At 58.8% G+C, this 26,189-nt stretch carries 22 protein-coding genes and 4 pseudogenes; 6 read left to right on the top strand and 20 right to left on the bottom strand.

All coding sequences use genetic code 11. From position 1 onward, the window contains the following. Positions 1 to 119 precede the first annotated feature (119 nt). From AC3WKX_RS27510 to AC3WKX_RS27500, 3 genes and pseudogenes are all read right to left on the bottom strand, one after another. Positions 120 to 377 (bottom strand): annotated as a pseudogene (locus AC3WKX_RS27510) (thiamine pyrophosphate-binding protein); the annotation flags it as partial. A gap of 143 nt (positions 378 to 520) precedes the next feature. Continuing rightward, positions 521 to 1,870, bottom strand: a complete 1,350-nt coding sequence (locus AC3WKX_RS27505; RefSeq protein WP_102606371.1) for an MFS transporter — start codon at positions 1,868 to 1,870, stop codon at positions 521 to 523. Positions 1,871 to 1,939: 69 nt separating this feature from the next. Then, positions 1,940 to 3,679, bottom strand: coding sequence for an IlvD/Edd family dehydratase (locus AC3WKX_RS27500; RefSeq protein WP_102606372.1), 1,740 nt, complete (start codon positions 3,677 to 3,679; stop codon positions 1,940 to 1,942). 197 nt (positions 3,680 to 3,876) lie between these two features. Here AC3WKX_RS27500 and AC3WKX_RS27495 point away from each other — a divergent pair, with 197 nt between their 5' ends. After that, positions 3,877 to 4,545, top strand: coding sequence for a GntR family transcriptional regulator (locus tag AC3WKX_RS27495; protein WP_102606373.1), 669 nt, complete (start codon positions 3,877 to 3,879; stop codon positions 4,543 to 4,545). 121 nt (positions 4,546 to 4,666) lie between these two features. Here AC3WKX_RS27495 and AC3WKX_RS27490 read toward each other — a convergent pair whose 3' ends face one another. From AC3WKX_RS27490 to AC3WKX_RS27475, 4 genes are all read right to left on the bottom strand, one after another. Further along, the gene (locus tag AC3WKX_RS27490) at positions 4,667 to 5,647 is read right to left on the bottom strand and encodes a nucleoside hydrolase (protein WP_102606374.1); all 981 of its coding nucleotides are present in this window, start codon (positions 5,645 to 5,647) and stop codon (positions 4,667 to 4,669) included. 14 nt (positions 5,648 to 5,661) lie between these two features. Beyond that, positions 5,662 to 6,651 carry a LacI family DNA-binding transcriptional regulator gene (locus tag AC3WKX_RS27485; RefSeq protein WP_256579844.1) on the bottom strand — a complete coding sequence of 330 codons (990 nt, stop codon included), beginning with the start codon at positions 6,649 to 6,651 and terminating at the stop codon, positions 5,662 to 5,664. A gap of 218 nt (positions 6,652 to 6,869) precedes the next feature. Further along, a complete protein-coding gene (locus AC3WKX_RS27480; RefSeq protein WP_102606376.1) occupies positions 6,870 to 8,204 on the bottom strand; it encodes an OprD family outer membrane porin in 1,335 nt (444 codons plus the stop codon). Positions 8,205 to 8,322: 118 nt separating this feature from the next. Next, positions 8,323 to 9,708, bottom strand: coding sequence for an MFS transporter (locus tag AC3WKX_RS27475; RefSeq protein ID WP_102606377.1), 1,386 nt, complete (start codon positions 9,706 to 9,708; stop codon positions 8,323 to 8,325). 371 nt (positions 9,709 to 10,079) lie between these two features. Here AC3WKX_RS27475 and AC3WKX_RS27470 point away from each other — a divergent pair, with 371 nt between their 5' ends. Then, the gene (locus AC3WKX_RS27470; protein ID WP_102606378.1) at positions 10,080 to 10,352 is read left to right on the top strand and encodes an ATP-binding cassette domain-containing protein; all 273 of its coding nucleotides are present in this window, start codon (positions 10,080 to 10,082) and stop codon (positions 10,350 to 10,352) included. Positions 10,353 to 10,663: 311 nt separating this feature from the next. Continuing rightward, positions 10,664 to 11,074, top strand: a complete 411-nt coding sequence (locus AC3WKX_RS27465) for an ester cyclase (protein ID WP_102606379.1) — start codon at positions 10,664 to 10,666, stop codon at positions 11,072 to 11,074. Here AC3WKX_RS27465 and AC3WKX_RS27460 read toward each other — a convergent pair. After that, complete coding sequence (locus AC3WKX_RS27460; protein ID WP_158244086.1) at positions 11,066 to 11,551, bottom strand: MarR family winged helix-turn-helix transcriptional regulator; 486 nt, start codon at positions 11,549 to 11,551, stop codon at positions 11,066 to 11,068. The two genes, AC3WKX_RS27465 and AC3WKX_RS27460, sit on opposite strands and share 9 nt — an antisense overlap. Positions 11,552 to 11,904: 353 nt before the next feature. Here AC3WKX_RS27460 and AC3WKX_RS27455 point away from each other — a divergent pair, with 353 nt between their 5' ends. Then, positions 11,905 to 12,204, top strand: a complete 300-nt coding sequence (locus AC3WKX_RS27455; RefSeq protein ID WP_102606381.1) for a hypothetical protein — start codon at positions 11,905 to 11,907, stop codon at positions 12,202 to 12,204. Between the two features lie 91 nt (positions 12,205 to 12,295). Here AC3WKX_RS27455 and AC3WKX_RS27450 read toward each other — a convergent pair. Continuing rightward, positions 12,296 to 12,406 (bottom strand): annotated as a pseudogene (locus AC3WKX_RS27450) (YeeE/YedE family protein); the annotation flags it as partial. A gap of 328 nt (positions 12,407 to 12,734) precedes the next feature. Here AC3WKX_RS27450 and yiaY point away from each other — a divergent pair. Next, entirely contained in the window at positions 12,735 to 13,883 is a 1,149-nt protein-coding gene (gene yiaY, locus AC3WKX_RS27445) for an L-threonine dehydrogenase (RefSeq protein ID WP_076016933.1), read from the top strand. 141 nt (positions 13,884 to 14,024) lie between these two features. Here yiaY and AC3WKX_RS27440 read toward each other — a convergent pair. The 9 genes and pseudogenes from AC3WKX_RS27440 to AC3WKX_RS27400 all read right to left on the bottom strand — a co-directional run. Continuing rightward, a pseudogene (locus tag AC3WKX_RS27440) lies at positions 14,025 to 14,822 on the bottom strand (methyl-accepting chemotaxis protein); the annotation flags it as partial. Between the two features lie 283 nt (positions 14,823 to 15,105). After that, entirely contained in the window at positions 15,106 to 15,999 is an 894-nt protein-coding gene (locus AC3WKX_RS27435; RefSeq protein WP_003209726.1) for a LysR family transcriptional regulator, read from the bottom strand. Positions 16,000 to 16,080: 81 nt separating this feature from the next. Further along, positions 16,081 to 17,133: an alpha/beta hydrolase gene (locus AC3WKX_RS27430; RefSeq protein ID WP_102605910.1), complete on the bottom strand. Its 1,053-nt coding sequence runs from the start codon at positions 17,131 to 17,133 to the stop codon at positions 16,081 to 16,083. 48 nt (positions 17,134 to 17,181) lie between these two features. Further along, a complete protein-coding gene (locus AC3WKX_RS27425) occupies positions 17,182 to 18,126 on the bottom strand; it encodes an alpha/beta hydrolase (RefSeq protein WP_173406085.1) in 945 nt (314 codons plus the stop codon). A 121-nt stretch (positions 18,127 to 18,247) separates the two neighbouring features. After that, complete coding sequence (locus AC3WKX_RS27420) at positions 18,248 to 19,021, bottom strand: carboxymuconolactone decarboxylase family protein (protein WP_003209734.1); 774 nt, start codon at positions 19,019 to 19,021, stop codon at positions 18,248 to 18,250. Positions 19,022 to 19,249: 228 nt separating this feature from the next. Then, complete coding sequence (locus AC3WKX_RS27415; protein WP_102605911.1) at positions 19,250 to 19,717, bottom strand: (R)-mandelonitrile lyase; 468 nt, start codon at positions 19,715 to 19,717, stop codon at positions 19,250 to 19,252. Positions 19,718 to 19,779: 62 nt separating this feature from the next. Continuing rightward, entirely contained in the window at positions 19,780 to 20,772 is a 993-nt protein-coding gene (locus AC3WKX_RS27410) for an aldo/keto reductase (protein ID WP_008432612.1), read from the bottom strand. 24 nt (positions 20,773 to 20,796) lie between these two features. Beyond that, on the bottom strand, positions 20,797 to 21,387 hold the full coding sequence (locus AC3WKX_RS27405; RefSeq protein ID WP_102605912.1) for a flavodoxin: 591 nt from the start codon (positions 21,385 to 21,387) through the stop codon (positions 20,797 to 20,799). Beyond that, positions 21,384 to 22,373, bottom strand: a complete 990-nt coding sequence (locus AC3WKX_RS27400; RefSeq protein ID WP_003209745.1) for an aldo/keto reductase — start codon at positions 22,371 to 22,373, stop codon at positions 21,384 to 21,386. The genes AC3WKX_RS27405 and AC3WKX_RS27400 overlap by 4 nt, the downstream gene beginning before the upstream one ends. 316 nt (positions 22,374 to 22,689) lie before the next feature. Between AC3WKX_RS27400 and AC3WKX_RS27395 the strand changes: the two genes are divergently transcribed. Further along, the gene (locus tag AC3WKX_RS27395; RefSeq protein ID WP_102605913.1) at positions 22,690 to 24,003 is read left to right on the top strand and encodes a phospholipase D family protein; all 1,314 of its coding nucleotides are present in this window, start codon (positions 22,690 to 22,692) and stop codon (positions 24,001 to 24,003) included. A gap of 217 nt (positions 24,004 to 24,220) precedes the next feature. Here AC3WKX_RS27395 and AC3WKX_RS27390 read toward each other — a convergent pair. Together AC3WKX_RS27390 and AC3WKX_RS27385 are read right to left on the bottom strand one after the other, a co-directional pair. Next, a pseudogene (locus AC3WKX_RS27390) lies at positions 24,221 to 24,549 on the bottom strand (DUF6124 family protein). Between the two features lie 358 nt (positions 24,550 to 24,907). After that, entirely contained in the window at positions 24,908 to 26,134 is a 1,227-nt protein-coding gene (locus AC3WKX_RS27385) for an MFS transporter (RefSeq protein WP_003209751.1), read from the bottom strand. Positions 26,135 to 26,189: the final 55 nt, after the last annotated feature.

Here is a 26,189-nt window from a genome sequence, read left to right as displayed (position 1 = left end):
GTGGTAGGAGGTTATCGGCGGTGTTGGGTGGGGCTTTAGGGGGATAAGCCAGAAGCTGCTTGTTACGAGGGGCTGCAATCGGCCAAAAGCAGTCATTCGAAAACGTTTTTATTAGGCTAGGCGTAGGCACCGGCGGTTACGAGGCTGGTGGCTCCGGGGCCGAGGGTAGACAGACTGACACCGGTCTCGCCAGTGAGGCGGCCGTAGGTGGAGGCCATGAAGCCGGCGGACTGCTCGTGGCGAGTCAGTACCAGCTTGATAGACGATTTGCGTAGGGATTCCAGCAGGTCGAGGTTTTCCTCACCGGGAATACCGAACACATACTCGACACCTTCGTTTTCCAGGCATTGCACAACTACATCAGCGGCCTTGGCCATCTTGCTTGTTACCTCAAAACTGAAATTGGGATAGGAGTTCCGGGCTGCTGCACGGCACTTCAAAGGCAGGGCCGCTGCGCCAGTGTTCCACTCGATTCAAGAGAGCGAAGCATCTGTCGCAGCGGCTTTCCTGCGATTGAATGTCAGCTTGATGCGCGACTTGATAGCGCTGGGGTTGGATCGTCTTGCTTGAGATCCATGCGTTGAATCTTCCCGACCACTACCAAGTAGCAGAACATAGCGACCACCGCATTTGCGGCCACGAACATCAGTGCGATGTCGAACGACCCGGTGGCTTGGAGGATCAAGCCGATGATGATTGGCGTGGTGATGCCCGCAGTGTTGCCAAAGGCGTTGAATACGCCCCCGCACAGCCCGGCAATCGGCTTCGGCGCGGTATCTGCAACCACTGCCCAGCCAATCGCGCCGAAACCTTTGCCGAAGTAGGCCAGTGCCATGATTGCCACGATCATCCACTCGGTATCGACATAGTTGCAGGCGACCATGGTGGTGGACATCAACATCCCCAGTACTAGGGGGGCTTTTCGGGCGAACGTGAGCGACCTACCGTTACGAATCAATGCATCGGAAATAATGCCTCCCAGTACACCCCCGAGGAACCCGCAGACGGCGGGAATCGATGCGATGAAGCCCGCCTTGAGAATCGACATTCCACGCTCCTGAACCAGGTACACGGGAAACCAGGTCAGGAAAAAGTAGGACAATGTGTTGATGCAGTACTGACCGATGAATACTCCCATCATCATGCGGTTGGTGAGCAATTGCTTGAAGTTCGTCCAACTTGGCTTGGGCGCATCATTCCTCACACCGACCTGATCCATATCGATCAGGCCACCGCCGTCTGCAATGTGGCGCAACTCGGCTTCGTTGATACGAGGATGCTGTTTCGGCGAGTAGACCGTCTTCAACCAAACGCCGGTCATGATGACACCCAAGCCACCCATCACTACAAATACGTAGTGCCAACCGAACGTGTACACGATCCAGCCCATGATCGGCGCGAACAATACCGTGGCGAAGTACTGCGCGGAAGTGAAAATGCCGGCGGCTGTACCACGCTCTGCTGAAGGGAACCAGGCCGCTGCCAAGCGGCTGTTCCCCGGGAAGGAAGGCGACTCCGCAAGCCCCACCATGAAGCGCAATACAAACATCACGACGATCGCTACCGATACGCTGTACCAGCCGACGGTAGCTTGAAGAATCGTGAAGGCAGACCACAGGAAGATGCTCCAGGCGTAGACACGCTTTGTCCCGTAGCGGTCAAGCAGCCACCCGCCTGGAATCTGACCCAATACATAGGCCCAAGCGAAAGCAGAGAACAGCAGGCCCATTTGCACGGGAGTAATGCCCAGTTCCTTCTGCATTGAGGAACCAACAATCGAGAGAATTGCCCTGTCGGCATAGTTGAGCGTTGTTACCAAAAACAACAAAAGCAGGATGACATAACGAATACGAGTGGGTTGCGCAGTCATAGCGAAGACCTCTTGTTATTGTATGACTGGCAGCGTTCATCCGCTGCCAGTTAGGTCAGATCAAATGGCTTACTTGGCGGGGACTCGGGCGATCATTTGAGGGGGGCGCAAGAATTCGAAGTCGCACCCCTTGTCTGCCTGAGTCATCTGCTCATAGAAAAGCTTGCGGTAGCCACGTTCAGCATCCACAGGTTTGGGCAGTTGGAGATCACGACGGCGTGCTTGCAGCACTTCTTCATTCACCAGCAGTTCGATGCTTCGCTGCTCAACGCTCAGGCGAATCCGATCACCGCTACGCACAAGAGCCAACGGGCCACCGAGTGCGGCTTCCGGTGTGACGTGCAAGACAATGGTGCCCGCGGCTGTGCCACTCATGCGCCCGTCGGAAATACGCACCATGTCTTTGACGCCAGCCCTGGCCAACTTCTTCGGGATAGGCAAATAACCCGCCTCGGGCATACCCGGTGCACCAATAGGCCCAATGTTTTTAAGCACCAGTACGTCGTCTGCGTTGACGTCCAGATCCGGGTCATCAATGCGCTTGGCCATGTCTTCGGAGTTCTCGAACACCACGGCGCGACCTTCGTGCTCCATCAACTGAGGATTGGCAGCCGATTGCTTGATGATCGCGCCATTCGGAGCCAGGTTGCCTTTGAGAAAAGCGATGCCGCCCGCTGGATAAACCGGATTGGAGAAGCTTCGCACGACGTCTTGTTTGTACTCAGGGAAGTCCTCCAACTCTTCACCTAAGGTTCGACCGCTGACCGTCAGGGTATCCAGGTGCAGTTGGGGTTTGAGTTCACGGAGTACGGACTGCAATCCACCGGCACGATGCAGATCTTCCATGTAATGCTGTCCCGACGGCTTGAGGTCCACCAGCACCGGCGTCTCCCGACTCATTCGGTCGAAAGCTTCAAGATCGATTTCAAAGCCCATGCGGCCAGCGATTGCAGTCAGGTGAATGATGCCGTTAGTGGAGCCGCCAATCGCCAGCAATACGCGCAGGGCATTCTCGAAGGCCTTTTCGGTGAGGATCTTGTCCGGGGTCAGGCCCGTGCGGGCCATGATTACGGCGCGACGTCCGCTTTCCTCCGCAACGCGAATGCGGTCGCTGGTGACCGCAGGAGGTGTGGCCCCGCCCGGCAGTACGATGCCCAGTGCCTCGCCGACACAAGCCATGGTGCTTGCAGTCCCCATGACGGAGCAGGTGCCGATGCTGGCCACCAGTTTGTTGTTCACCTCGTTGATCTCTTGCTCGTCAATTTCATCGGCACGGTATCGCCCCCAGAAACGACGGCAATCCGTACACGCGCCAACGCGCTCGCCGCGGTGTCCACCGGTCAGCATCGAGCCAGTGACCAGTTGGATCATCGGCACATTGGCCGACGCAGCCCCCATTAGCTGAGCCGGAACCGTCTTATCGCAGCCACCGATCAGGACCACGGCATCCATCGGTTGAGCACGGATCATTTCCTCCGTGTCGATAGCCATAAGGTTGCGCAGGTACATGCTGGTGGGTTGGGAGAAGCTTTCAGCGATGGAAATGGTTGGAAAGTCGATGGCCAGCCCACCCTCCATCATGACTCCACGCTTGACCGCCTCAATCAGCTGGGGCGCGTTGCCGTGGCAAGGGTTGTAGCCACTTCCGGTGTTGGCTATACCAATGATGGTGCGGTCCAGAGCATCGTCGCTGTAGCCGGCGCCCTTGATGAATGCCTTGCGCAGGAACAGCGCGAAGCCGGTGTCACCGTAGTTGGTCAACCCCTTGCGGATACCGGTTGGCTTGATGACTGGAGATTTATCAGGCATGGGAATCACCACTGACTATTATTGGATTTATCATCGACTATATTATTGATAATCAGACAGGGTGCATGAAATCACGATAAGAGACGTCGTGCAAGGACCCTTTATCGCTCGACCTCCAGGCTGGCCCCTGCTGCGAACGCAGAGAATTTGTGGCAGTCTCACCACTTAATTAACGCGCAGTGCCAAGGCATCAACCCATGCAATTCGCTGAAAATGAAACTTCCGTAGACCTGGATCAGGTTGTCCGCATACTTGAGGAAGAAATCGTCTTGGGTTTCCTGCACCCTCGTGAACGGTTGGTGGAGGACGATCTCTTAGAGCGCTTTGGTCTCAAGCGGCATGTGGTGCGCCAGGTGCTGGTAGAGCTGGAGCGGATGGGGTTGGTCGAGCGCAAGCGAAATATCGGAGCGCTGGTCAAGGCGTACACGGCCAAGGAGGTCGAAGATCTCTACGCAGTCCGTGAGTTGCTGGAGTGCCAGTGTGTGCGCCTGATCTGGTTTCCGGTTCCTCAAAGTGCAATAGATGCGCTGACTGCAACGCAGAAACTTCACGACGAAATGGTACAGTCCGGCAATCTGCGCGGGGCCTTCAGGGCTAACATGCGCTTTCACGAATTGCTGTTCGGGCTTTCTGACAACCCGGTCCTGGTGGCGGCGATTAAGGACCATGCGCAGCGAGCACATTCGGTACGCTCATCTTCATTAGTGGTTGCTGACCAACTGGAAAGAGCCCGTCGCGAGCACTGGTCAATCATCGAGGCCTTGCAAAATCAGGATACGGAAAAGCTGGCTCAGCTATGTGGCGATCACCTCAAGCCCTCCCGTGACAACTACATCGCCGCCTACCATCGTCGAACCGGCCAGTAAAAGCAGATCGTTGCTGATTTGAGTCATATGCGAGGGTCAGCTTTGGGTCGGTGTCAGCCGGTCGCGACGGGCAGCGATCGGCCAGAAGCGGTCGCTCAATATCTAAGAAACCCGGGGCGACTCAAGTAGTCGATAAATACTTTTCTATGATTTCGAGCAATAATCGGTTGTCGACGCTCTGCAATACGTCCACCAGGCCACTGGTAGGCGCTGTGATGCCAACGTCAAGCCGCAGTGGCTGCTTATAGCGCCAGGTTTTGCCGCGCGTACGGCCGGCGCGCAGTTCTACTTCCGTGTAGTAGTGCGTGGCGGTGGCGACGCGTGGATCCAGCAACCAGGCAATCACCAGGGCGTCATGGACCCAGCAACCGGCCAGGCTGCGGGTGGCCATTGAATAATCGATCCAGGGCCTGAACGTCTCACAGATAAAATTGGCGAGGGGCGTATCGAGTTGCTGGATACGGTCCAGGTCCTGGTGAGTCATCAAGGTTTGCGTGGTGACATCCAGGGGCACCAGGGTGATATTCGCACCGCAACTGAGGACAAGATCGGCCGCTTCCGGATCGAAGCCGAAGTTGGTGTCCTTGATGAAGTCATCCAGGGCAAAAACACCGCCCATGATCACGATTTGCCTGGCTGCCTTGATCATGTCCGGGTAGCGTTCAATCGCCAGCGCCACGTTGGTCAGCGGCCCAATCGCCACCAGGGTGATTTCCCCGGGGTTTGCGCAAATCAACTGGCCTATGGCGTCGGCCGCTTCCTGGGCCGGAGCCTCGAAATCAAGGGGAGGGCGCACGCCATTCCATAAATGCGCGAGTTGGCGCTTGTGGACGGTGTTGTCCAGCGCATCGCGCCAGGGGCCGCCGGGTTCCTGCAGTGCCTGGTTGCTGCCCCTGACCACGGGTAGCGAGCGGCCGGTTCTGGCCATCAGGTCTTTAGCGACGTTGTACCCCACGGCGCTGGGCGTGTTGCCTGCCACAGTGGTGACCAGTTCAAGCGACAGCTCGGGTGCCGCCAGTGCCAGCGCCAATGCCAGACCGTCGTCAACGTTGGCGCCTGCAATCCCGTTTCCGGGATCGCAATCAATAATTAAACGTTTCATTTCACCTTCTTTTTTTAGACTCGCGGTGTTTGCACAGCGCCGCATCCGCAGGACTCACCAATGACCAGGCGGTGAGAAAACTCTTGCAGCTTCACCTCGCCATTCCAGGCCAGCAGCATCGCAATGGCGGCCTTGGCCATGTCTCCGACCGGCTGACACACGGTGGTCAGTGACGGTGCATAAAACGCCGACTCCTCGGTACCGTTGAAGCACACCAGCGCGACCTGTTCGGGGACTTTTATGCCGTGTTCCGCCAGGGCCCGAATGCAGCCGATGGCTTGCGCTTCATTGGAGCAGAACAGCGCGCGGGCGGGGGGGCCGTCGGCCAACATGCGCTGTGTTGCGTCATATCCGCCTTGCCGCGTGTAGCTGGCGGGCAATATCCATTCGGCGCGTTCCTCAATCCCGTGGTCAGCCAGTGCGTCACGCCAGCCGTTCAAGCGGTCCTGGGCGTTGAGCATTTCCAGGGGGCCACAAATGATGCCTACTTCGCGGTAACCATGGCTCAACAAATGGGTGGTGACTTGACGTGCTGCGCCGCGCTCGTCGACCCGCAGCATATTGACGGCCAGGCTGGGGCTGACCCGGTCGAGCATCACGAAAGGCGTGCCGCTGGCCTGGATCAGCTCGATATGCGGGTGGCGGTCGACACTGGTGTAGAACAGGCCATCGACCCGCTGGCTCAGGAGGTTGTTGATCAGGTTCAGTTCACGCTTGCGGCAGTCACCGGAATCGCCCAGCAGGATGACCAGGCCGTTGTCCAATGCTTCCTGTTGCAGTGCATGGGCGAAGGAGGCGATGAAGGTGTTCGAGATATTCGGCACAACCAGCCCATAGGTGCGGGTTTTGCCCGAGGCCAGTGCCTGGGCGACGCCATTGGGCCGGTAACCGGTGTGTTTTATGGCATCCAGGACACGCTGGCGCGTCGCCTTGGCGACGGGCCTTGGGCCGTCGTTGATCACATAGCTGACGACCGCGACCGAGGTTCCTGCTTCGCGGGCCACATCATCGCGTGTGGCCCGGGTGGGATACTGTTTTGTCAAAGCGACCTGCCATTTCCTGTGAGTCGATGGACACGCGGGCGGTACCCGGTAACAGGTCTACCCGCGTAGATGTTTACGGCAAGAGAAGGGGCTGAGATGGGCGGCATTATCACTGCTGGTGTATTTCAGTTTGATGACCTGTGTACGGCTTCGCTTAGACACCCGCAGCCCCTTCAGGGTCAGAAGATCGCGTAGGTGTAGCTGAAGATCACACGCGCCTGGTCCACCGCACCCACGTTGGGAATGCCGCTGCGGAAACTGCCTTCGCGCAACGAGGTGCCAAACCCTTTCAACGGACCGCTCTGCACCACGTAGTCGATGCGCATGTCACGTTCCCACTCCGAGTAGCGGCTGGCGCCGTCGACCGAGCGGATGTTGTCGCCATGCAGGTACAGCGCCGAGGCCGAGAGACCGGGCACGCCCAGCGCGGCGAAATCGTAGGAGTACTGGGCAAAGTTGGTGTTTTCGCCTGCACGGATGAACGAGTTATCCATCACGTCGGTAATCAGGTAGACGCTGGCGCCGCCGTTGCCTTCGCTGTTGCCGGCGCCGCCCACTATGTTGCCCTGGTTCAAGTACACGGTGCCGCCGGAGTCAGACACCTGCTGGCGGCCGAGCATGAACGCGTTGCCGCCCAGGTAGTAGGTGAATGCCGCACTCCAGGTGGTGTTATCCACTTTGCCCGGTTCGCTGGCGTAGCCGCCGTTGTTGTTGAAGAGGTAGCCGGTGGTGCCGTTTTTACCCTGGGATTTGCTGTTGAAGTAGCGTAGGTCGGTTTTAAAGCGGGAGTTTTCACCCAGCGGCGTGGTGTTCAACAGGCCAAGGAAATCCTGGGTGTAATAGTCCTTCAGGTCGGCGCGGTAGTACTGCAGGGTGGTGGTGGGGGTGATTTTCCAGTCGGCGCCGGCGTAGGTGAATGAGTTGCTGTCCTGGGTGCCACCGGCAATGGCCAACCCTGTGGAGTTGGACGACGCACGCCCCGTGGAGCGGTTGAGTTGCCCGGCATTGATCGTCAGGTTATCGATGTCTTTGGACGTTACCGTCACGCCTTCAAAGGTTTGCGGCAGCAACCGGCCGTCGTTGGCCACCAGGATCGGCAGGTTAGGCTGCAGCGCGCTGCCGGCATGGAACTCGGTCTTGGACACGCGAAGCTTGGCGTTGGCCCCGAGGCGGCTCCAGCTGTCCACCGGCGTGCCGTCCGAATCGACCGGTGCGAGTGAGTTCGAGGTGCTGGCGCTAGGGTGTTGGGTACCCCCGGAAAGGTTGAACGCCTGCATGGCTTGAACGTCGAGGCCGAGACCGACAGTGCCCTGGGTAAACCCGGAGAGATAGTCGAGTTTGAAACCCTGGGTCAGTTCGTTCTGATCAACACCCGGGGTGTTGGGGTTATCACTGCGAAGGTAAAAAGTACGCGCGCTGACCGACGCCGTGCTGTCGTCGATAAAGCCTGCGGCCAGCGCTTGTTGCGCAAGGATCGTAGTGGTGACTGCCAGTGCAAGGGTGGACCGTTTCATGTAAATGCTCCGATGGATTTGCCGATTTACAGGCATGGCTTCGCCCGATCTGTGGTTAAACAGTCGTGCGGGTTTGCGCCTTTCTACGAGGCGTCAGTGGTTTTTCAGGGGGATGAAACTAGATGGCATCTTCCAGCGCGTTGAGGTCGCGCCCACGGGTTTCCGGGGCGACAAAGGTCGTCACGAAACCGATCCCGGCCATGGCGACAAAGTACCCGGCAATCGCCCACCAGTGGCCGGTCCAGGTCAGCAGCGCTGCAGCCACCAGCGGCGCGGTACCGCCCGAGAGGATTGAGCCCAGTTCCTTGGCCAGGGCCAACTTGGTGTAGCGGTTTTTTACGCCGAATATTTCAACGCTCCAGGCCGCCTGTACGCCAAAGATGCCGAGTGAAGCGAGACCCATGCCGACCACGATAGTCGCCATGACAATCGCCGGGTCACGGGAATCCAGCAGCATGAACGCCGGGAAGGCGTAGAGCATCAGCAGCAGGCAGAAACAGCGGTACACGATGCGTCGACCAAACCGGTCAGACAGCCAGCCCGCCAAGGGGATGATCAAAAAGCCGAGAATTGACGCGATCAACACGGACTGGGTCGCGACAGATTTATCCACCGCAAGCACTTTCACCACATAGCCGACGATAAAACCCTGGGCCAGGTAGGAAGGGCCGTTCTCGCCAATGCGCAAACCGACCATGGTGAGAAACGCCCGGCTGCCTTTCCAGAAGCCTGCGGGCTGCGCAGGGGCGGTGAGGGCGTGATTGCGTTGGGCCTGCAATTCGGCCTTTCGACGTTCAAACACCGGCGTTTCCCTCAGGTTGCGCCGCAGCCACAGGGCAGCCAGGGCTATCAGCGAACTGCAGAGGAACGGAATGCGCCATCCCCAATCCTGCAATTGCTGTTGATCCATTTGCACCACGGCAAGCCAAACCAATGAAGCCAGCAGGGTCCCGCTGTTGGAGCCCAAGGCAACTACCGAAGACATCAGGCCGCGTTGTTTGGCGGGTGCAAACTCGCCGAGCATCACCGTGCCTGCGGCCAATTCGGCGCCTGCACCGAAGCCTTGGGTAAAACGCAGCAGTACCAGGCATGCCGGAGCCCAGATACCGATCGATGCATAACTGGGGATCAAGCCGATCAACGTGGTGGAAGCGCCCATCAACACGACGGTCGAGACCATGACCACTTTGCGGCCCTTGCGATCACCCAGCCACCCGAAGAACAGCGCACCGATCGGCCGCGCCACAAACCCCACCGACCAGGTCGCGAAGGTGGAAAGCAACGCCATCGCGGGTGACACGTTCGGGAAAAACACATCGCCGAAGATAAGGCCCGCAGCTAGGCCATACAGGGCAAAGTCTGCATATTCCATTGCCGTGCCAAGCCAACAGGCGAGGGTGGCGCGATACAACTCCCGGCGTCCTTGCGGGGTTATCAAATTTTCATCCGCTGCGCCCCACGCGATAGGCGTTTCGGGTTGAACAGCACTTGCAACTGTCGACATCAACAAACTCCTGATACAAGGACGGCCCACACAGGACCATTTTGGGGGGCTGCGTTAGTGTCGACACCCACGTGATCTCTTTTTCTACTGCTATCTACGCGCGTAGATAGCGATCCTTGAAAATCGGCCCGAGGTAAACCTCAAAGGCCGATGCTGGAAATCAATGGCGCGACATTCAGTCAGCACTCAACACTTTCGCGTCAAGCAGGAGGCGATCGTAGGCAGCCTCGTATCGGGATCTTAGACGTGGTTGTATTGCATTCGAATGACAGGAACGTTGTGGCATTCACCTGACTTCGTAGCAATCGCAGGGACGGCTGTTCAATGACTAGGTGGCGCAACGATTAGCTACAAGGTACCGCGGCGCAGATTTGCGTGTTGACCAGTTGGCGGGACGCGTAGCGACGCCGTTCCAGACGTCCGAACAGCAGATTTTTCATGACTCGGTGGAGGCCGAAGTAACGTTTGGACTCACGCACATCGAGCTTGATCGTACCCAGGTCTGGCAGCGTATGGAAGATGCCTTGAGGCGTACGGGCCTGCTTGAACAGACGCACCGTCAACCATTGGATCTGGACCGCGCTTCGCGACGGATGGTCGCCATCGCCAGACTGCTGGCCCGCAAGCCGCGGGGCATTTTGTAGTCACTCGCCAGTGGCTGTTGGTCCCAACGGATGTCTTATCCCAGCGAGTCCGAATCGCCTTTAGACAGCCAATGCTCTCTCGCGCAATTCATCATTGAGGATAAGTGGCAGTACAGGCTCGACCGACCGCTTGTGGCCGATTGCTGCCTGTCAAGAAGGGCAGCAGTCGACCCAAAGCAGCCAGTCGCGATTGGCAGCAATATATCGTTGCCTTGCCGATCTCATCGGGCAGCGCATCACTGATGCTCTGGATATATACAGTCCAACTGTATATATTTTGGTTTCTAGGTATTCAGGCGCCAGGGGGAGTTATGTCAGTAGTGAACAAAGCTATCGTCCGTCGTTTCAATCAAAAGGTTATTGAGAACTGCAACCGCCACGAATTTGAAATGCTCGTTGCGCAAGATTTCATCAACCATTCAGCAGTGGCGGGGCAAGACGGCGGTCGGGAAGGTCTCTGGCATACCTTTCACAATGTTCTGCATCCGGGTTTGTCCGACCTCCAGGTCGAGGTGCTGGACCAGGTTGCTGAAGACGACAAGGTGACGACCCGAAAGCGCATTACCGGCCGACACTCCGGCGTGATTGCCGGTATACCGGCAACGGGACGTGCAGTGTCCATTGATATCATCGACATCGTTCGCATCCGCAATGGCCAATATGTCGAGCACTGGGGGATCAATTCGTTGCCCAGTGTGCTAGCGGCTTTGCGCTCAGGTTGATTGACCGTTTGGGGCTGCGGCAATCAATTGCTCCAGGATTCTGACCGCAGCTTCGAGTGTTTGCAGCTGTGAGGCGGTGGTTTTTTCCTTAAGCTGGCGAGCCAACCAGTCACTGCGCTGATGACGGCTGTGTTCAAGCGCAGCTCGACCTTGGTGCGTCAGCTCGAAGAGCTGCTTTCTGGCATCGCTCGGATCAGGACCTCGTGTAACCCGCTGCTGCTGCTCCAACTGGGCGATAACCAGGCGCATGCTTTGATGCTTGACGTGACGATGTGCAGCAATCGCGCTTATGCTCAAGGGGCCATGACGCTCAAGCAAACCTAGAGTTTCAGTCTGTGCCGAGGATGGCGTGTCCGCCCCACTGCGCACTTCTCGGACAAGATTGCCGACGACTCTTCGCAGATCTTCGGCCAACTGTTCAGCTATTTCTTCAAAAGAAGCAGAGTGATGACTGGAAGATTCCGAAGGGGGAGACAATGGGCTTTCTCTGATGTGGTTGCACGGGACAAGCATACATGAGTTCGAATGACCGCTTCTGGCCGATAGCAGCCGGTCGTTCCGTAGGCTGCACGCCATCTGTGAGCTGGCAGTATCGGCCCGAGGAGGGGAGATCAAAGTTGATCCAGACGCGGCCATTTGCATGTGGAACAGCAGGATCAGTCATGTGATTGCCCTTCTCGGCTCGTACTGTCCGCCTTCAATCGTCAATTGTCCTGGTTCTAACCGGGACGTGCTTAACCACCATTAGCACGGTTGAACTGCCAACGCGTGGAACGACCCGCTATGCCGGCAAGTCTACCTGTATCTACTCATGGGTAAGGTACAGCGCAATGGATAAGACAATCACCGTCGATCAACTAGAGACAACCGACCTTCGATCAATCAACGAAATATGGCTTGGCGAGACGCATACCCAGCTATGCCTATGGCGTGGCGAACAGGTCTTCACCCACGAGATGATGAGCGAGGGCACCCACGATCAGAATGTCCAACGCCTGTGCTTGCAGTTGGTCAACCCTGACGATCAAACCGCCGTAGCCAGCGTCGAGGTAATTGTGCGCGAACGGCTGAAAAAAATGGGGAAGGAGGGCGAGTTTTATCCCGCAGAGGAGGCTGATACTCATCAATAAGAAGAGGAGTATCGGCCATTTATGGGGAGTCAATCCAAGGCCTGTGCTAGATGAGCAAGCCCCGCGCTACAACACTGGCGATGAAGACCTACCCCCGCAGCAATGGCGCAATCACCAGGCCAAGCAGAAACAACGCTTTCTCGCCCCAGCCCTCACTGCCAAACCGCATCACGCTGCCCAGCAAGCCGCTGATACCTGCGACAACTTGATCCAATCAATGCTCATTCTGCAGTTCCTGCACAGGAGAGTGGGTGAGGGCTGTTGATCAGCGAACCATCATAACCATCCGGGCGGGTCGGGGTCTGCGCAAGTCAGATTTTGCTGCCGCCCCCCATGGAATGGGTGAAGCCCTGCTTCCAGTACTAAAGGAGGTGTCAATGCCCGCTAAAGGACCATTTCGGTCTGACGCCATAGGTTTAGGCTCAGCTTTGTGATCGTCAACGATGACAACAAGACGCGCCGCATCACCTGCGAGATGAGTAGAAAACCTCACTGACTCCCGTGTCTCCATAATAAAAAGAGGATTTATCATGAGTAGCACCTTCTTCATTCCTTCCGTGAACATGATGGGCATTGGCAGCCTCGACGAGGCGATGCTCGCAATCCGCAAGTACGGGTTCCGCAAAGCCTTGATCGTCACCGATGCCGGCCTGGCCAAAGCCGGCGTGGCGGCCAAGGTCGCCGGCCTGTTGGCCCAGCAAGACATCGACTCCACCCTGTTTGATGGCGCCAAACCGAATCCGACCGTCAGCAACGTGGAAAAGGGCCTTGAGCTGCTGGCCCGCAGCGACTGTGATTTCATTATTTCCCTGGGCGGCGGTTCACCCCATGACTGCGCCAAAGGCATTGCCCTGTGCGCCGCCAACGGTGGGCACATCAGCGACTACGAAGGCGTCGACCAATCCGCCAAGCCACAAATGCCACTGATCGCCATCAACACCACCGCCGGCACGGCGAGTGAAATGACCCGTTTCTGCATCATCACCGACGAAGTCCGCCACGTGAAAATGGCCATCGTCGACCGCAACGTCACCCCCCTGTTATCCGTCAACGACCCCTCGCTGATGGCCGCCATGCCCAAAGGCCTGACCGCCGCCACCGGCATGGACGCACTGACCCACGCCGTCGAAGCCTACGTGTCGACGGCGGCCACACCGATCACTGATGCCTGCGCACTCAAAGCCATCGAATTGATCTCGGCCAACCTGCGCACCGCCGTTGCCCAGGGTGACAACATGACCGCCCGGGAAAACATGGCCTACGCGCAATTTCTTGCCGGCATGGCCTTCAACAATGCTTCGCTGGGTTACGTGCACGCCATGGCGCACCAACTGGGCGGTTTCTACGACCTGCCTCACGGCGTGTGCAACGCGATCCTGCTGCCCCATGTGTCGAGCTTCAACGCCAGCGTATGTCCGGCCCGGTTTAAGGATATCGCTCATGCGATGGGGGTTGAGACTCAGCAACTGGATGCGGAGAAGGGCGCTGCGGCGGCTATCACGGCCATCCGTAAACTGTCTGCGGATGTGGGGATTCCGAGTGGGCTTGTTGAGCTGGGTGTGAAGGCTGACGATATTCCGACCCTGGCAACCAATGCCATGAAAGATGCCTGCGGCTTTACCAATCCGCGTCCTGCCAATCAGGATGAGATTGAGCAGATTTTTCATACGGCGATGTGATTGATGTGAAGTGATGCTGGAGAGAACGCCCCGCCTTTGGTTGAAGTGCGGGGTGTTTTGGTTTTGTTCGCCGATAGGGTTGGAGTGACTCACTGGCTTGGCTGGAAGTGGTCTGTCATGAGCGGCTACTGTCGGCCATTAGTCCATGCGCTGCATGGAACCGGTCATCTGGGCGATTTCCGCCAGTTGGTGGCGCGCGCCTTTTTTGAAGGTGCCGCTGGCGTGAGCCAGCTCCTGACCCAGTTGGCCGAGGCCGTGGGAGTCGCGGGCGACGCCGTCGATCAGGCCGGTGATCTGGGTCAGAAAGTGATCGAAACGGGTGGCAAGGGAGACATGCACTTTTTCCGGACTGCCCTTGACGGCCTCACCGCTGAACTGCGTGGTGACGGCGAGCATTTTTTCGAGCATTTCCTGGCTTTCTACCGCTTCTGTCTGGCTGTGCACCGCGAGGTAGAGCAGGGCGACCGTCTCCATCACCACGTAGAACGCGTGGACGAAAATCATGCTCCAGCCGCCGTGATGCTCCATCACAAACACCGGGAAACCCTGGTGCTGCAAGGCATGAAACACCACGTGGTGTACCGCGATGGTGACAGCGGCCACCAGGATAGGCAGCCAGTCGCGGTAGAACGTCAGCACCGCCAGCAGCGCGAAGATACCGAAGTGCGATTCGATGACACCCTGGGCCTGGTTGATGTGCAACGCCGCCATGACCATCAGGCCGACGCCAAGGGCGCAACGCATCAGGCGGGTGCCGCCGATGACGCGATAGGCCAGGGTCAGCACCACGCTGGTGCCGCCGCCTATGAAGAGCGCTTGAAGCAGCGTGTCGTGCCAGAACGCCAGGCCGAGGGAGAAGAGGGTCATCAGCCAGATCAGGGCGAGCATGATGCGGTCGGCTTTGCGGTAGTGCTCGATGAAACGGGCTTGGGCAGGCATTCACTCGTACTCCATGTGGACGGGCCGGGGTGAGGCAAGCTTGCGACGTGCCATACGAGCATGCGGGGAGCGAATCGGGTGTAGGGGAGCGGGGGTTGATTGATGGTAGGAGGTTATCGGCGTTTTTGGGTGGGGCTTTAGGGGGGATAAGCCAGAAGCTGCTTGTTACGAGGGGCAGCAATCGGCTTGCAGCCGGTCGCGCCCGACGCAGTCGATCAAAATCATCTGCTCATTCACGGTTTGAGGGGGCGGGAAAAATTCAGACGCCTTGAAGGTCGATGACTCAGCTCTTGTAGAGTAACGCCTCAACTACAACGCCAAACGCTGACGAATGTTCACGGCGATTGGGGTAGTAGAGATGGTAACCGGCAAAGGGTTGGCACCAATCTTCCAACACCCGCACAAGGCTACCGTCGGCAAGCTCCTTCGCCACCATGTCCTCTGGCAGGAAAGCCAAGCCACATCCCGCCACGGCCGCACGCAGAATGGGCACGCTGCTGTTGAATGTCCATTGGCCTTCGACGCGGGCCTTGAGTTCGTGGCCATCCTTTTCGAAATCCCATTGCATCAGGCTGCCGTGAGTCGGCAGGCGCAGGTTGATGCAGTTGTGCGCCGCCAGATCTCTCGGTTCCATCGGGTAAGGCCGCTGCTGGAAATACTGCGGTGAGCCGACAACGGCGATGCGTAACGATGGCCCGATCGGCACGGCGATCATGTCCTTGGCCACCTGGTCACCCAGTCGAACACCAGCGTCATAGCGCTGCGCGACGATGTCGGCGAGGGCGTAATCGACGGTGATTTCGACCTTGATGTCCGGGTAGTCGGGCAGCACCTTCAGCAGCTTCGGCCAGAGAATATTGTTCGCCGCATGCTCGGACGCCTGAATCCGTACATTGCCGGCGGGGGTGTCGCGAAACTCGCTGACGGCAGCCAGTTCCAGTTCAATTTCTTCAAAGCGCGGCGCCATCGCTTGATACAGGCGTTGGCCCGCCTCCGTTGGTGAAACACTGCGCGTAGTCCGCGTCAGCAAGCGCACGCCCAGCCGGGTTTCCAGTGCCCGCAGAGTGTGGCTCAGCGCTGACTGCGAAACGCCCAGTTGCGCGGCAGCACGGGTAAAACTGCCTTCGCGGGTGATGACCACGAAGGCTTGCAGGTCGTTGAGATTGGGGCGGGACATTGATGAGAACCTCTCATGAGGAGCGCGTGATTATTCCATGAAAGCAGGTCGCGCACGGATGTGCGACCCTTGGCGCGCTGATCACAAGGTGCGTGCGTAAAAATCCGTCAGTTTGCCGATCGCCGCATCGACATAACGCGGCACCCAGTAGGTTTCAATGTGGGTGGCGCCATCGATGATGAACACTTCCTTGTCGGTGGTGCCGGCGGCTTTGGGAAACGCATCCTGAGTCATGTACAGGCTGTCGGCCTTGCTGCCGGCGATCATCAGCAACGGTTGATTGATCAACTCGATATGGTCGGTGGCGTCGAAACGCATCAGGTCAATAAGGCTGCTGGTGGTGTATTTGAAGGTCGAGTTCGGGTGCGCGTGGGTTTTCCAGTAGTACTCATAGCCTTGGCGATACAGTTCGAAAGGCAGTTTGGCAGTCTGCTCATCGGTGAGGTTGGCATCCCCCGTATACAGCACCGCGCCCCCCGCTGCTTCTTGCGCGCGGGCTGCTGATGCCTGTTGCAAACGTTGCTGGATGCTGTCCAGTTGCGAGTCGCTGTAGCCGTTGCGGCGTACTCGACCCGAGTTGAACATGCTCACCGTTGCCAGGGATTTGAAGCGTTTGTCGGTTTGCGCCGCCGCCAACGAATAACCACCGCCGCCACAAATGCCGAGCAGGCCCAGACGATTGTCATCCACGCCAGCGAACTGGCTGATGAAATCGGCCATGCCGTGAATGTCTTCGATGCGATACGCCGGTTTATCGATGCTGCGCGGCTGACCACCGCTGGCGCCCTGATAGGCCGCATCGGCCGTGATGGTGATGTAGCCCTGTTCGGCGAGGCGCTGGGCATACAGACCGGCGACTTGCTCCTTTACGCCGCCATTTGGATGCGCAACCACCACGGTCGGGTAGGTCTTCTTCGCGTGGTAGTTGGCAGGCGTGTAGACGTTGGCGGCGATGTCCAGACCGTTGAGCTTATAGCTGACCGGGTGGATGTTGACCCTGCCCGGTTCGTTGCGGGTGATCGCGCCGTCGTAGGCGAGGGTGAATGGGTTCTTCTTGTAGTCGGCGGCCAAGGCTTCGCCTGCCGAGAGGCCGACCAATGCCGACATGAACGTGGCTTTGAGGGTGTTCTTCACGTGAAGCTCCTGAGCAAAAAAAGGACGGCAGTTGCGAAAGTATTTGGGTCAGTCCAGCTGTTTTTCTTTGAGGAACTGCGCGACCAGGTCAGCGATCTGCACGTTGTTCAGATCCGACATGGGGAAATGGGTATTGCCGTGAATGCCAATCTCCGGCAGGTGTATCAGTCGCACATCACCGCCATGGCGATTGACCGCGTCACGCCAGAGCCGGGCCATTTTCAGGCGTGCGCGCCAACTGTCCTGAGCGGGCAGATCGACTGCCTGTTCCGGGATGTTGTCGCCGTACAGGATCAGAATCGGAATGCGCGTCAGTGCCATGAATTGCTCCATCGGCACCGCTGCGCCTTGCACCGTGTCGAACGCGCTGGGGATCGGCGCCGGCACTTCACCGTCAGCAAACACGAAACTGCTGCCCGGTTCGAACGCCACGATGGCTTTGACCTTGTCGTTCTTGATCGCCGTCAACCAGCCCGGCCCGCCGCCCTGAGAATGGGTAAACAGGATGCCGGGGCCGATTTTGTCGAACAGCGCCGACACACCATCGGAGACCACGCCCATGTCAAACGGCCCGGTGTTCGGTGTCATAGCCCTGAAAAACTGCTCGCGGGTCTGGGCGTCCTGTGCCACTTGCACGCCGTTGAAGTAGCGGGGCCAAAGGCCGATACGGAACTGGTTGAACCACAGTTGTTCGTCCGGCACAGGCTTGATGGTAGTCTCGACCATGCTGCGCCCGGCATCACCACGCCGGGGTTGATCGATCAGATAGACGCCGTAGTGGCGGCGCAGAAAGATGTTCTGAAAACCCTCGCGACCATCGGCGGTGGTTTCCCAGGTCTTGGAAAACTGACCTGCGCCGTGCCACATGACGATGGGCAGTTTTCGCGCGTCCACCGGGATTTGATAGAAGGCGTAGGCGTGGTCACCGTGGTAGGTCTGACCGTTGGGCGTCATCGGTTGGCGCGGGTTGAAGGTGCCCGGTGCCGTGGTCATCGTTCCGCCGGCGGCGAAGCTGCCTTGTTTCTGGATCAGCAGCGGGCCTTCGGAGTGGTTTGCGCAGGCCGCCAACAGGCTCAACAGCATGACGCTCAGCAGACGTTTTGCAGTTCTCATGTCACTTCCTCGACGCCGCGAGGGCTTGGACCAGCGCTGCGTTGGCCCGCTCGGCAGTCTGTGCATCGCCATGCTTTTTCAGCAGTTCGGTGACTAGGTGCAACTGTGCTGCGCTGAGCCCGACGCGCAGGCTCGCCGCCATGTGCGAGCGCAACTGAGGCTCGACCCCCGGCGTCGCTGCCAGCGCTCCGACAGTCGCCAATTCGCGACTTTGCCAGTCGAGGTTGTCGCGCTCGAAGATGTCGCCGAACAGGTGCGTTTGCAGGAACTGGTTGATCACTGGGGCGAACTCGAACACCGGGCCTTTGACCGGGGCGCCGGAGATTTTCGTTTGATTCGCCGTACCCGCTGCCAATAGCTCATCCCCCACCGGTATCACCCGGCTCGGCTCACGCCCCGGCGCATCGTCAAGGCCGCGTTGTTTGCGCGCCTGCACCACGGTCATCAATTCATTCAAGGCGTTGAGGCTGCGCGGGAAGCCGACGTAGGCGTAGAGCTGCACGAGGACTTCGCGGGTTTCGCTAATGGTCAGGCCGGCATCAAGCCCTTGGTTGAGCGCCGTGTTGAGGTTGGGCATGTCGCTGGTCGCCATGAACGCCGCGATCAGTGGAATGGCTTGTTGCTGGCTCGACAAGCGGGCTGCGCTGGCGGGTGTGCTGGTCATGGTGGGCGAAGCCTCGGCTGCTTGAGTGGTGACGCTGAACATCGCCCCGACGCTCAGGCAGAGCGCCATGAGTGTGGGGAGGGCAGTGCGGTTGCGGGTGTCAGTGATCATCGTGAAGGGCTCCATCCATTGCGGGGCGCTGCGGTGTTGCTGGATCGTAAGGAGGATGGTTGTGGCGATTAACCCCGAAATAGCGCATGGACTCATGAGCAGAACTCATGAGTCGACGTGCGATAACCGCTGGAATCCCGGTGCGGGCAGGTTGTTACGGGGCATTGAGGTTACGTGGCGGTTCGCCGCGAACGTGCCGGTCGAGCAGCTTCGACACATTCCGTAACTTTATTGGCCGGCGTATTGCGCCTCCGAGACCTGCTCCGCCCAGGTGATGGTCTTGCCATCCTCGGCTTCAGCGATGGCGATGTGGGTCATGCCGTTGCTGGCCGTGGCGCCGTGCCAGTGACGGGTGTTCGGTGGAATCCAGACAGTGTCGCCCGGATGGATCTCCTGACGCGCGCCACCCTCTTGCTGCACATAGCCGACGCCGGCAGTGACGATCAGCGTTTGTCCCAGCGGATGGGTGTGCCACGCCGTGCGTGCGCCGGGTTCGAAGGTCACCGTGCCGCCACCGATGCGCGCGGGCGCTTCACCTTTGAACAGGCCATCGACGCGTACAGAGCCGGTAAAGTTTTCCGCTGCGCCCTTGATCGAAGGCTGGGATCCGTTCGGCGTAACGCGGATTTCGCTGGCGGCCTGGGACTCTGCCGCCATCAGTGACAAAGCAACGAGTGGCGCAATCAATCGGTTCATCGGATGAGTTCTCCGGTCAGACAGAGAAAGCGACGCCGCACATGGCGCCGCGTCGGGCAGACTCAGAGTCCGGTCATTTTCAGTGCCGACTCCGGCAGACGTTCGCCGTGCACCCGAATCTGTGCCATCTGTTCGTTGATCACGCGCAGATCGTCGCCGTTCAATTGCAGCTCGACCGCGCCCAGGTTTTCTTCCAGGCGATGCTGTTTGGTCGTGCCCGGTATCGGCACAATCCACGGTTTCTGTGCGAGCAACCAGGCCAGTGCCACTTGCGCCGGCGTGGCGTGTTTGCGTTGCGCGACGGCTTTCACCACATCGACCAACGCCAGATTGGCCCTGCGCGCTTCAGGGGAAAAGCGCGGGACGAAATTGCGGAAATCGCTCGCGTCGAACTGCGTGTTCTCGTCGATCTGACCGGTGAGGAAACCGGCGCCCAGCGGGCTGAACGGTACGAAGCCGATCCGCAGTTCTTCCAGCACGGCTAGCAGTTCCAGCTCCGGGCCACGCCAGAACAGCGAATATTCGCTTTGCACCGCCGTGACCGGTTGCACCGCGTGGGCCCGGCGAATGGTTTCCACACCCGCTTCAGAAAGGCCGAAATGCTTGACCTTGCCCTCGGCGATCAGATCCTTGACGGTGCCGGCCACGTCTTCGATGGGCACCTGGGGATCAACGCGGTGCTGATAAAACAGGTCGATGCAATCGGTGCGCAGACGCTTCAACGCCGCTTCGGCCACGGCGCGTATATGCTCCGGGCGGCTGTTGGTGCCGCCGCCACGTGCGCCGGTGATCAGGTCGATATCGAAACCGAACTTGGTGGCGATGACGACCTGCTCGCGGATCGGCTGCAAGGCCTCCCCCAGCAGCTCTTCATTGGCGAACGGGCCATACGCTTCGGCGGTGTCGAACAAGGTGACGCCTTGCTCGTGGGCCGAACGAATCAGCTTGATCATGCTGGCTTGGTCGGCTGCCGGCCCGTAGGCCGACGTCATGCTCATGCAGCCAAGACCCAAGGCGGACACTTCCAGGCCATTACCCAACGTGCGGATTTTCATGGAGTTACTCCGTACAGAATTCGATTAGTGCGTGAGAGGGTGATCTTTCAGCCAGCCGTTCACGCGTTCCATGGTCTTGCGCTCCTGCTCACCCTCCATCACAAAACCTTCCAGCACTTTGGCCTTCGGCGCATGCTTGACCAGCACACGGCGGCTGTTGCCCAGGCCATATCCACCATGGGTGTTGAAGGGGATGAGGGTCTTGCCGGTCAGATCGTGGGCGCTGAGGAATGCGCGCACGATCGGCGGGGCGGTTTCACCCCAGATCGGAAAGCCGAGATAGATCGTGTCGTAGTCGCTGAGGGCGTGAACCGTGTTTTGCAGCTCGGGTTCGAAGCCACTGTCACGTTCCTGGCGCGCCTGTTCCACGGTTTGCAGATAGTCCTCGGGGTAGGCGTGGGCGGGGCGAATCTCGAACAGATCGGCACCCAGTCCACGCTGGATCAGCCCGGCGACCACGCGGGTATTGCCCGAGCGCGAGAAATACGCGACCAGAATCCGCGAGCCCGAACGCGGTGTTTCACTGGCGCCTTGCGCGTCGGCGAGCGACAGCAGCGGGGCGCTGGCCAGTGCGGCGATGACCGTGCGCCGCAGCGGATCGTGATCGGTACTCATCGACCGACGCGCGCCTTGAGAGCCTCGGGATAGCGCTCGCCTTCGATGCGGATCTGCGCCAGCGCGGTATCAATGGCCTTGAGTTCGGCAGCGTCGAGGGTGATGTTCGCGCCGCCGAGGTTTTCTTCCAGGCGATGCAGTTTGGTCGTGCCCGGAATCGGCACAATCCACGGTGCCTGCGCGAGCAGCCAGGCCAGCGCGATCTGGGCCGGTGTCGCTTGTTTCTGCGCAGCAATCTGACGGATCAACACCACCAGACCCTGATTTGCCTGCAGCGCCGACTGGCTGAAACGCGGGACGATGCTGCGGAAGTCGTCACTGCCATAAGTGGAATCGGCCGACACCGTGCCGGTGAGAAAGCCTTTACCCAATGGACTGAACGGTACGAAGCCGATGCCCAGCTCCCAAAGGGTCGGCAGGATTTCCAGCTCAGGCTCGCGCCACCACAGCGAGTATTCGCTTTGCAGCGCCGTGACCGGCTGTACCGCATGGGCGCGACGAATGGTTTGCGCGCCTGCCTCCGACAGGCCGAAGTGCTTGACCTTTCCTTCGCTAATCAGGTCTTTCACCGCCCCGGCAACGTCCTCAATCGGCACGTCCGGATCGACGCGGTGTTGGTAGAGCAAATCGATGTAATCGGTCTTCAGTCGACGCAACGAACCCTCGACGGCTATTCGAATACGTTCGGGCCGGCTGTCCAGAGCCTGTTTTGTATTGTCGGTGCCGACGGCGAAGCCGAATTTTGTAGCGATCACAACTTGGTCGCGAACTGGCGCCAGCGCCTCGCCGACTACTTGCTCATTGATATAGGGGCCGTAGAATTCGGCGGTATCGAAGAACGTGACGCCTCGTTCAACGGCTGAGCGGATCAGTGCGATGGCTTGCTCGGTATCCGTGGCCGGGCCATAGCCATGGCTCAGACCCATGCAGCCGAGGCCGAGGGCGGATACTTCGAGTGAACTGTTGCCGAGTGTGCGTTTGTGCATGTTGATCTCCCGTTGGGCGTGGGGAGACAGTAAGCGCGCTAACGACTGAGGACTAGACGGGTAAATCGGCAAGGCTTCATGAGGTTTGCTCATCAGTCCCGGAAGAGGGGCGGTGGCGACTGTCGAATGAAGGCTTGCCTCACGGTAGGCCATCACCGCTCGTACACAAAAAATCTGACACTCTCTTGATCGTTCGCTTTTGGCTGTTCTCTGCCGATCAAGGTTACAGCCTGTGATGGTCAGCTGCGCCGGCGGTATACTGGAGGGATTGCAATATACCCCGCGCCTCGCGCCCAGGCAGACCAGGGACGGTTGAATGATCCGCATCAGAACCAATTTGGCTCCTCGATGGAATCGGCAGATCCGAGAAGCCACCACGCCTCTGACAGTGCTGTCCCCCTACATCACAGAAAACAGCACGCTTAAGCTCTTGGCCAACAAGCAAGCAACGTTTTACACACGGTTCGAGGTAAGGGACTTCGTCTGTATGGCGTCAACAATCGCTGCCTTCAAGCTGTTGCTCATCAACAAGTGCACGATTTACGAGGTGAAGGACCTTCATGCGAAAGTCATCATGGACGAGGCTGACTTCGTCACACTTGGCAGCCAGAACCTTACCTTCAGGGGGGCCTCGAAAAATAAGGAGTTGAGTGTTTGTTTCGATAACAGTAAAGCCAATTCTTGTGAGCGAGTTCGGAGCGTGGTCAATGATTGGATTGACGACCCGGATCTGGAATTGATCGACTGGGCCAGGGTGTTGCGGATGGAGAAGGATGTTCGCTTAGCCAAAAAGGCTTTCGAAGAATTCAACGAAGCAATGTCCAAGATTCAGGGTAAAGCCGATACCTACCAAGCCAAGCGAGTCCAGGTTGCTCGGGATCAGCAGGAACAAGAGAGAGCTGCACGAAAGGCTAAGAACCTAGCTGCAATTGGTGCTGCCGTTCGGTCTGGCGCACCTTCCGGCACGAAATACACCGGAACAGTAAAGCCATCTGAGGGCTCTGCACGACTGAAATTTGATGCGAAGGTTGACCTGCTCCAGTGGACCAGGAAGAACGGCATCGTGCTCCCCCGGATGATTAAGTCGAGCCGTTGCCTATGCGTGCTCAATCAACAGAAGGTCGGCTGGGCAAGGCTTGCGAGCCAACAAATCACGAAATTCGCTCAAAGCATGACCATTGGTGGGATTCTGCCTAAACCGTTCGATCGGGTGGATGTGACACTCTCCGTCACCCCAAAAGATCTTGCTCGGGCGCCTTCCGACACGACTCTTGTTGCCATCTTGAAGAACGAGAACGGGACCGAACTGTGCATGGTCCCGGTTCTCTACTCAATCGACGAGATCAGCGTTCTCGACACGCTAGGACCCAAGCGAAAGCCGTCGGGTAAAAAGCTCAAGCCAATCGAGCAGCTCAGAACCGATCTGAAGAGGTGGATTGATAGCAATAGGGCTGACTTTGAAAGCCTACTGAGCCGCCACATCACCAGTACTACCCCTCTGAAGAAACGGCTCGATGGGGTCAACGCGGATGTGTTTTTTGAGGGAATGGATACGGTGGTCGATGTGACAATGGTCTTTAAAGGGCGCAACGGTACAAAGCCCATTCTTGTCGCGACCACCAGAAGCTGAAATCCCACACCTGCCTGACATCAGTGGAGTGTCCGTTTGGAGTCGAAAACGGCGTTTCGTAATGGCGGCAAATGGCCTGAAACCGCTATTGAGCGCAGCATGAGCGGCGACTTACTCAACTAAAGCGGCATCGTCGTCGCTGAGCCGCCGTAGATGCCTACAGCGCCTCGGCGATCAGTCGATTGAGCTAGTTGAGTAGCCTGGACAGCGTCCGGCTTCAGCTAGACGGCACCTCCCGATCCATCAACTTACCCATCAACAGAACCCCAACTCACTGAGTTGATGAATAGCCAACGCCACATCACGGTCTTTCCCGCTCAGCTCGTCCGACAGATCAAGCAGCAACGCGCTGACCGAGGCAAAGGTTTCATAGCTATTGGTAATCAGACTTTCACTGCTGGCATCAGCAGCCACACTGAACAGCGCACCCGACGGCGGGGCGGTTTTGGCGGAGGAGGGATTGAGATAGTGATCCAAGGCACGTTGCGCGGCTTGGTTGAGTTTCAAATCGGGAGATCCCGGAGGATTCGGCGTTACCTTGAACATTGTTAAGTTCCTTGCTCGGGCTTCCACCCCGTTGCTACTAAACGAGGGGGTGGCAGCTGTACGCAGGTTAGTAGACCGGGGGAACCTAACAAAAACCGGCGCGCCCGAGGGCGCCCTACGCACAGCCACCATCAAGCACAGACAAGGACGTCCGACAGATGAAGCTCATGCACACGTTAGGTTGAACCTCGGGCTACTAAACCCGATCACTGAGGTTTCAGCGACCGAGCAACCTTAGAGACCCCAACCCAGGTGCACAAGCCGGCGGATTCTGACGCAACTGTAGGCAATGGAGCAAGGCGCCGTGCTCACTGCCTCAAGCCACGGGACTGAAATCAATCAGCCCCGTTTTCCTTTCTCAGGCCGGCTGGGCCGCCAAGCTATTACTCACCTTGCGCCCCAACACCAGCACCGTCACAAACCCGGCGCCCACCAACGCGGTCGCCAAACTCAACAGCACCGACGTCCCCATCTTGTCGACGATCTGCCCGCCAAAGAACGAGCCCACGGCAATGATCACCTGGAACAACGCCACGAACAGCGGCATGCCACGCTCCACATCCTTGGGCGCAACCACGAACATCCAGATACTCGCGCACGCCGGGAAGGCACCGAAAGCAAAGCCCCACAGGGCGATCAGCATCACGGCGCCGCTCATGCCGGTGGCGAAGTAGGGGAACAGGGCGGTGCTGGTGCCGATCATCAGGGCCACCAGCAGCAGGGTGTGGCGCACGCTGCGGTTGGCGGCGAAGCCGGCGAAGACGTTGCCCATTACGCCGGCCACGCCGTAGAGCAGCAGCAGGGAGCCGATGGTCGGGCCGTCGAAGCCGGAGCTGTTTTTGAAGAACGGCGCGACGTAGGTGTACGCGGCAAAGTGTGCAAGGCCGATCAGCAGCACGGCGATCAAGCCGACCCGGGCTTGTGGGTTGATGAACAGGGCCGGCAGGTCGGCGATGCGAATGGCTTTTTCCGGTTCGAGACGGGGCAGCAGGAACATCTGTGCCAGCAGTACCGGTATGCCCACCAGTGCGGTGACGAGGAAGGTCATGCGCCAGCCCATCAGGCCGCTCAGCCAGGTGCCGACGGGTACGCCGAGCACGGTGGCCAGGGTCACGCCCATCATGATGATCGAGGTGGCCTTCGCTACGCCCACGCCCTTGGGCGCCAGGCGGCCGCTGAGGGCGATGGCGGTGGCCCAGAAGCCGCCGATGCTGATGCCCAGCAGGACGCGGCCGAACAGCAGCAGGCTGAAGTCGCTGGCGTAGGCCACCACCATGTTGGCGATGATCATGATCAGGGTCAGGCCGATCAGCAGGTAGCGACGGTCCATGGCGCCAATGCCCACCGACAGCAACGGAGCGGCGAGGGCGGCCATGATGCCGGGCAGGGTGACCATCAGGCCGGCGTGGCCGGCGCTGATGCCGAGGTCGGCGGCGACGTCGTTGAGTACGCCTACCGGCAGGAACTCGCTGGTGACCAGGGCGAAGGCGCCCACGGCCACCGAGAGAATCGCCAGCCACTGCTGCAGGACGGTTTGTTGATTATGTTCGGGGAGGCCGCTAGGGGCCCGGCTTGCGCTTGGCATGGTGTTGGGTTCCGGGAGGAGATTTCGCCTGCGGGCAGACGGGAGGGAGAAAGTG

This window comes from Pseudomonas sp. GP01-A4, from assembly GCF_058780865.1.
This window is presented reverse-complemented; position numbering and strand designations above follow the sequence as displayed.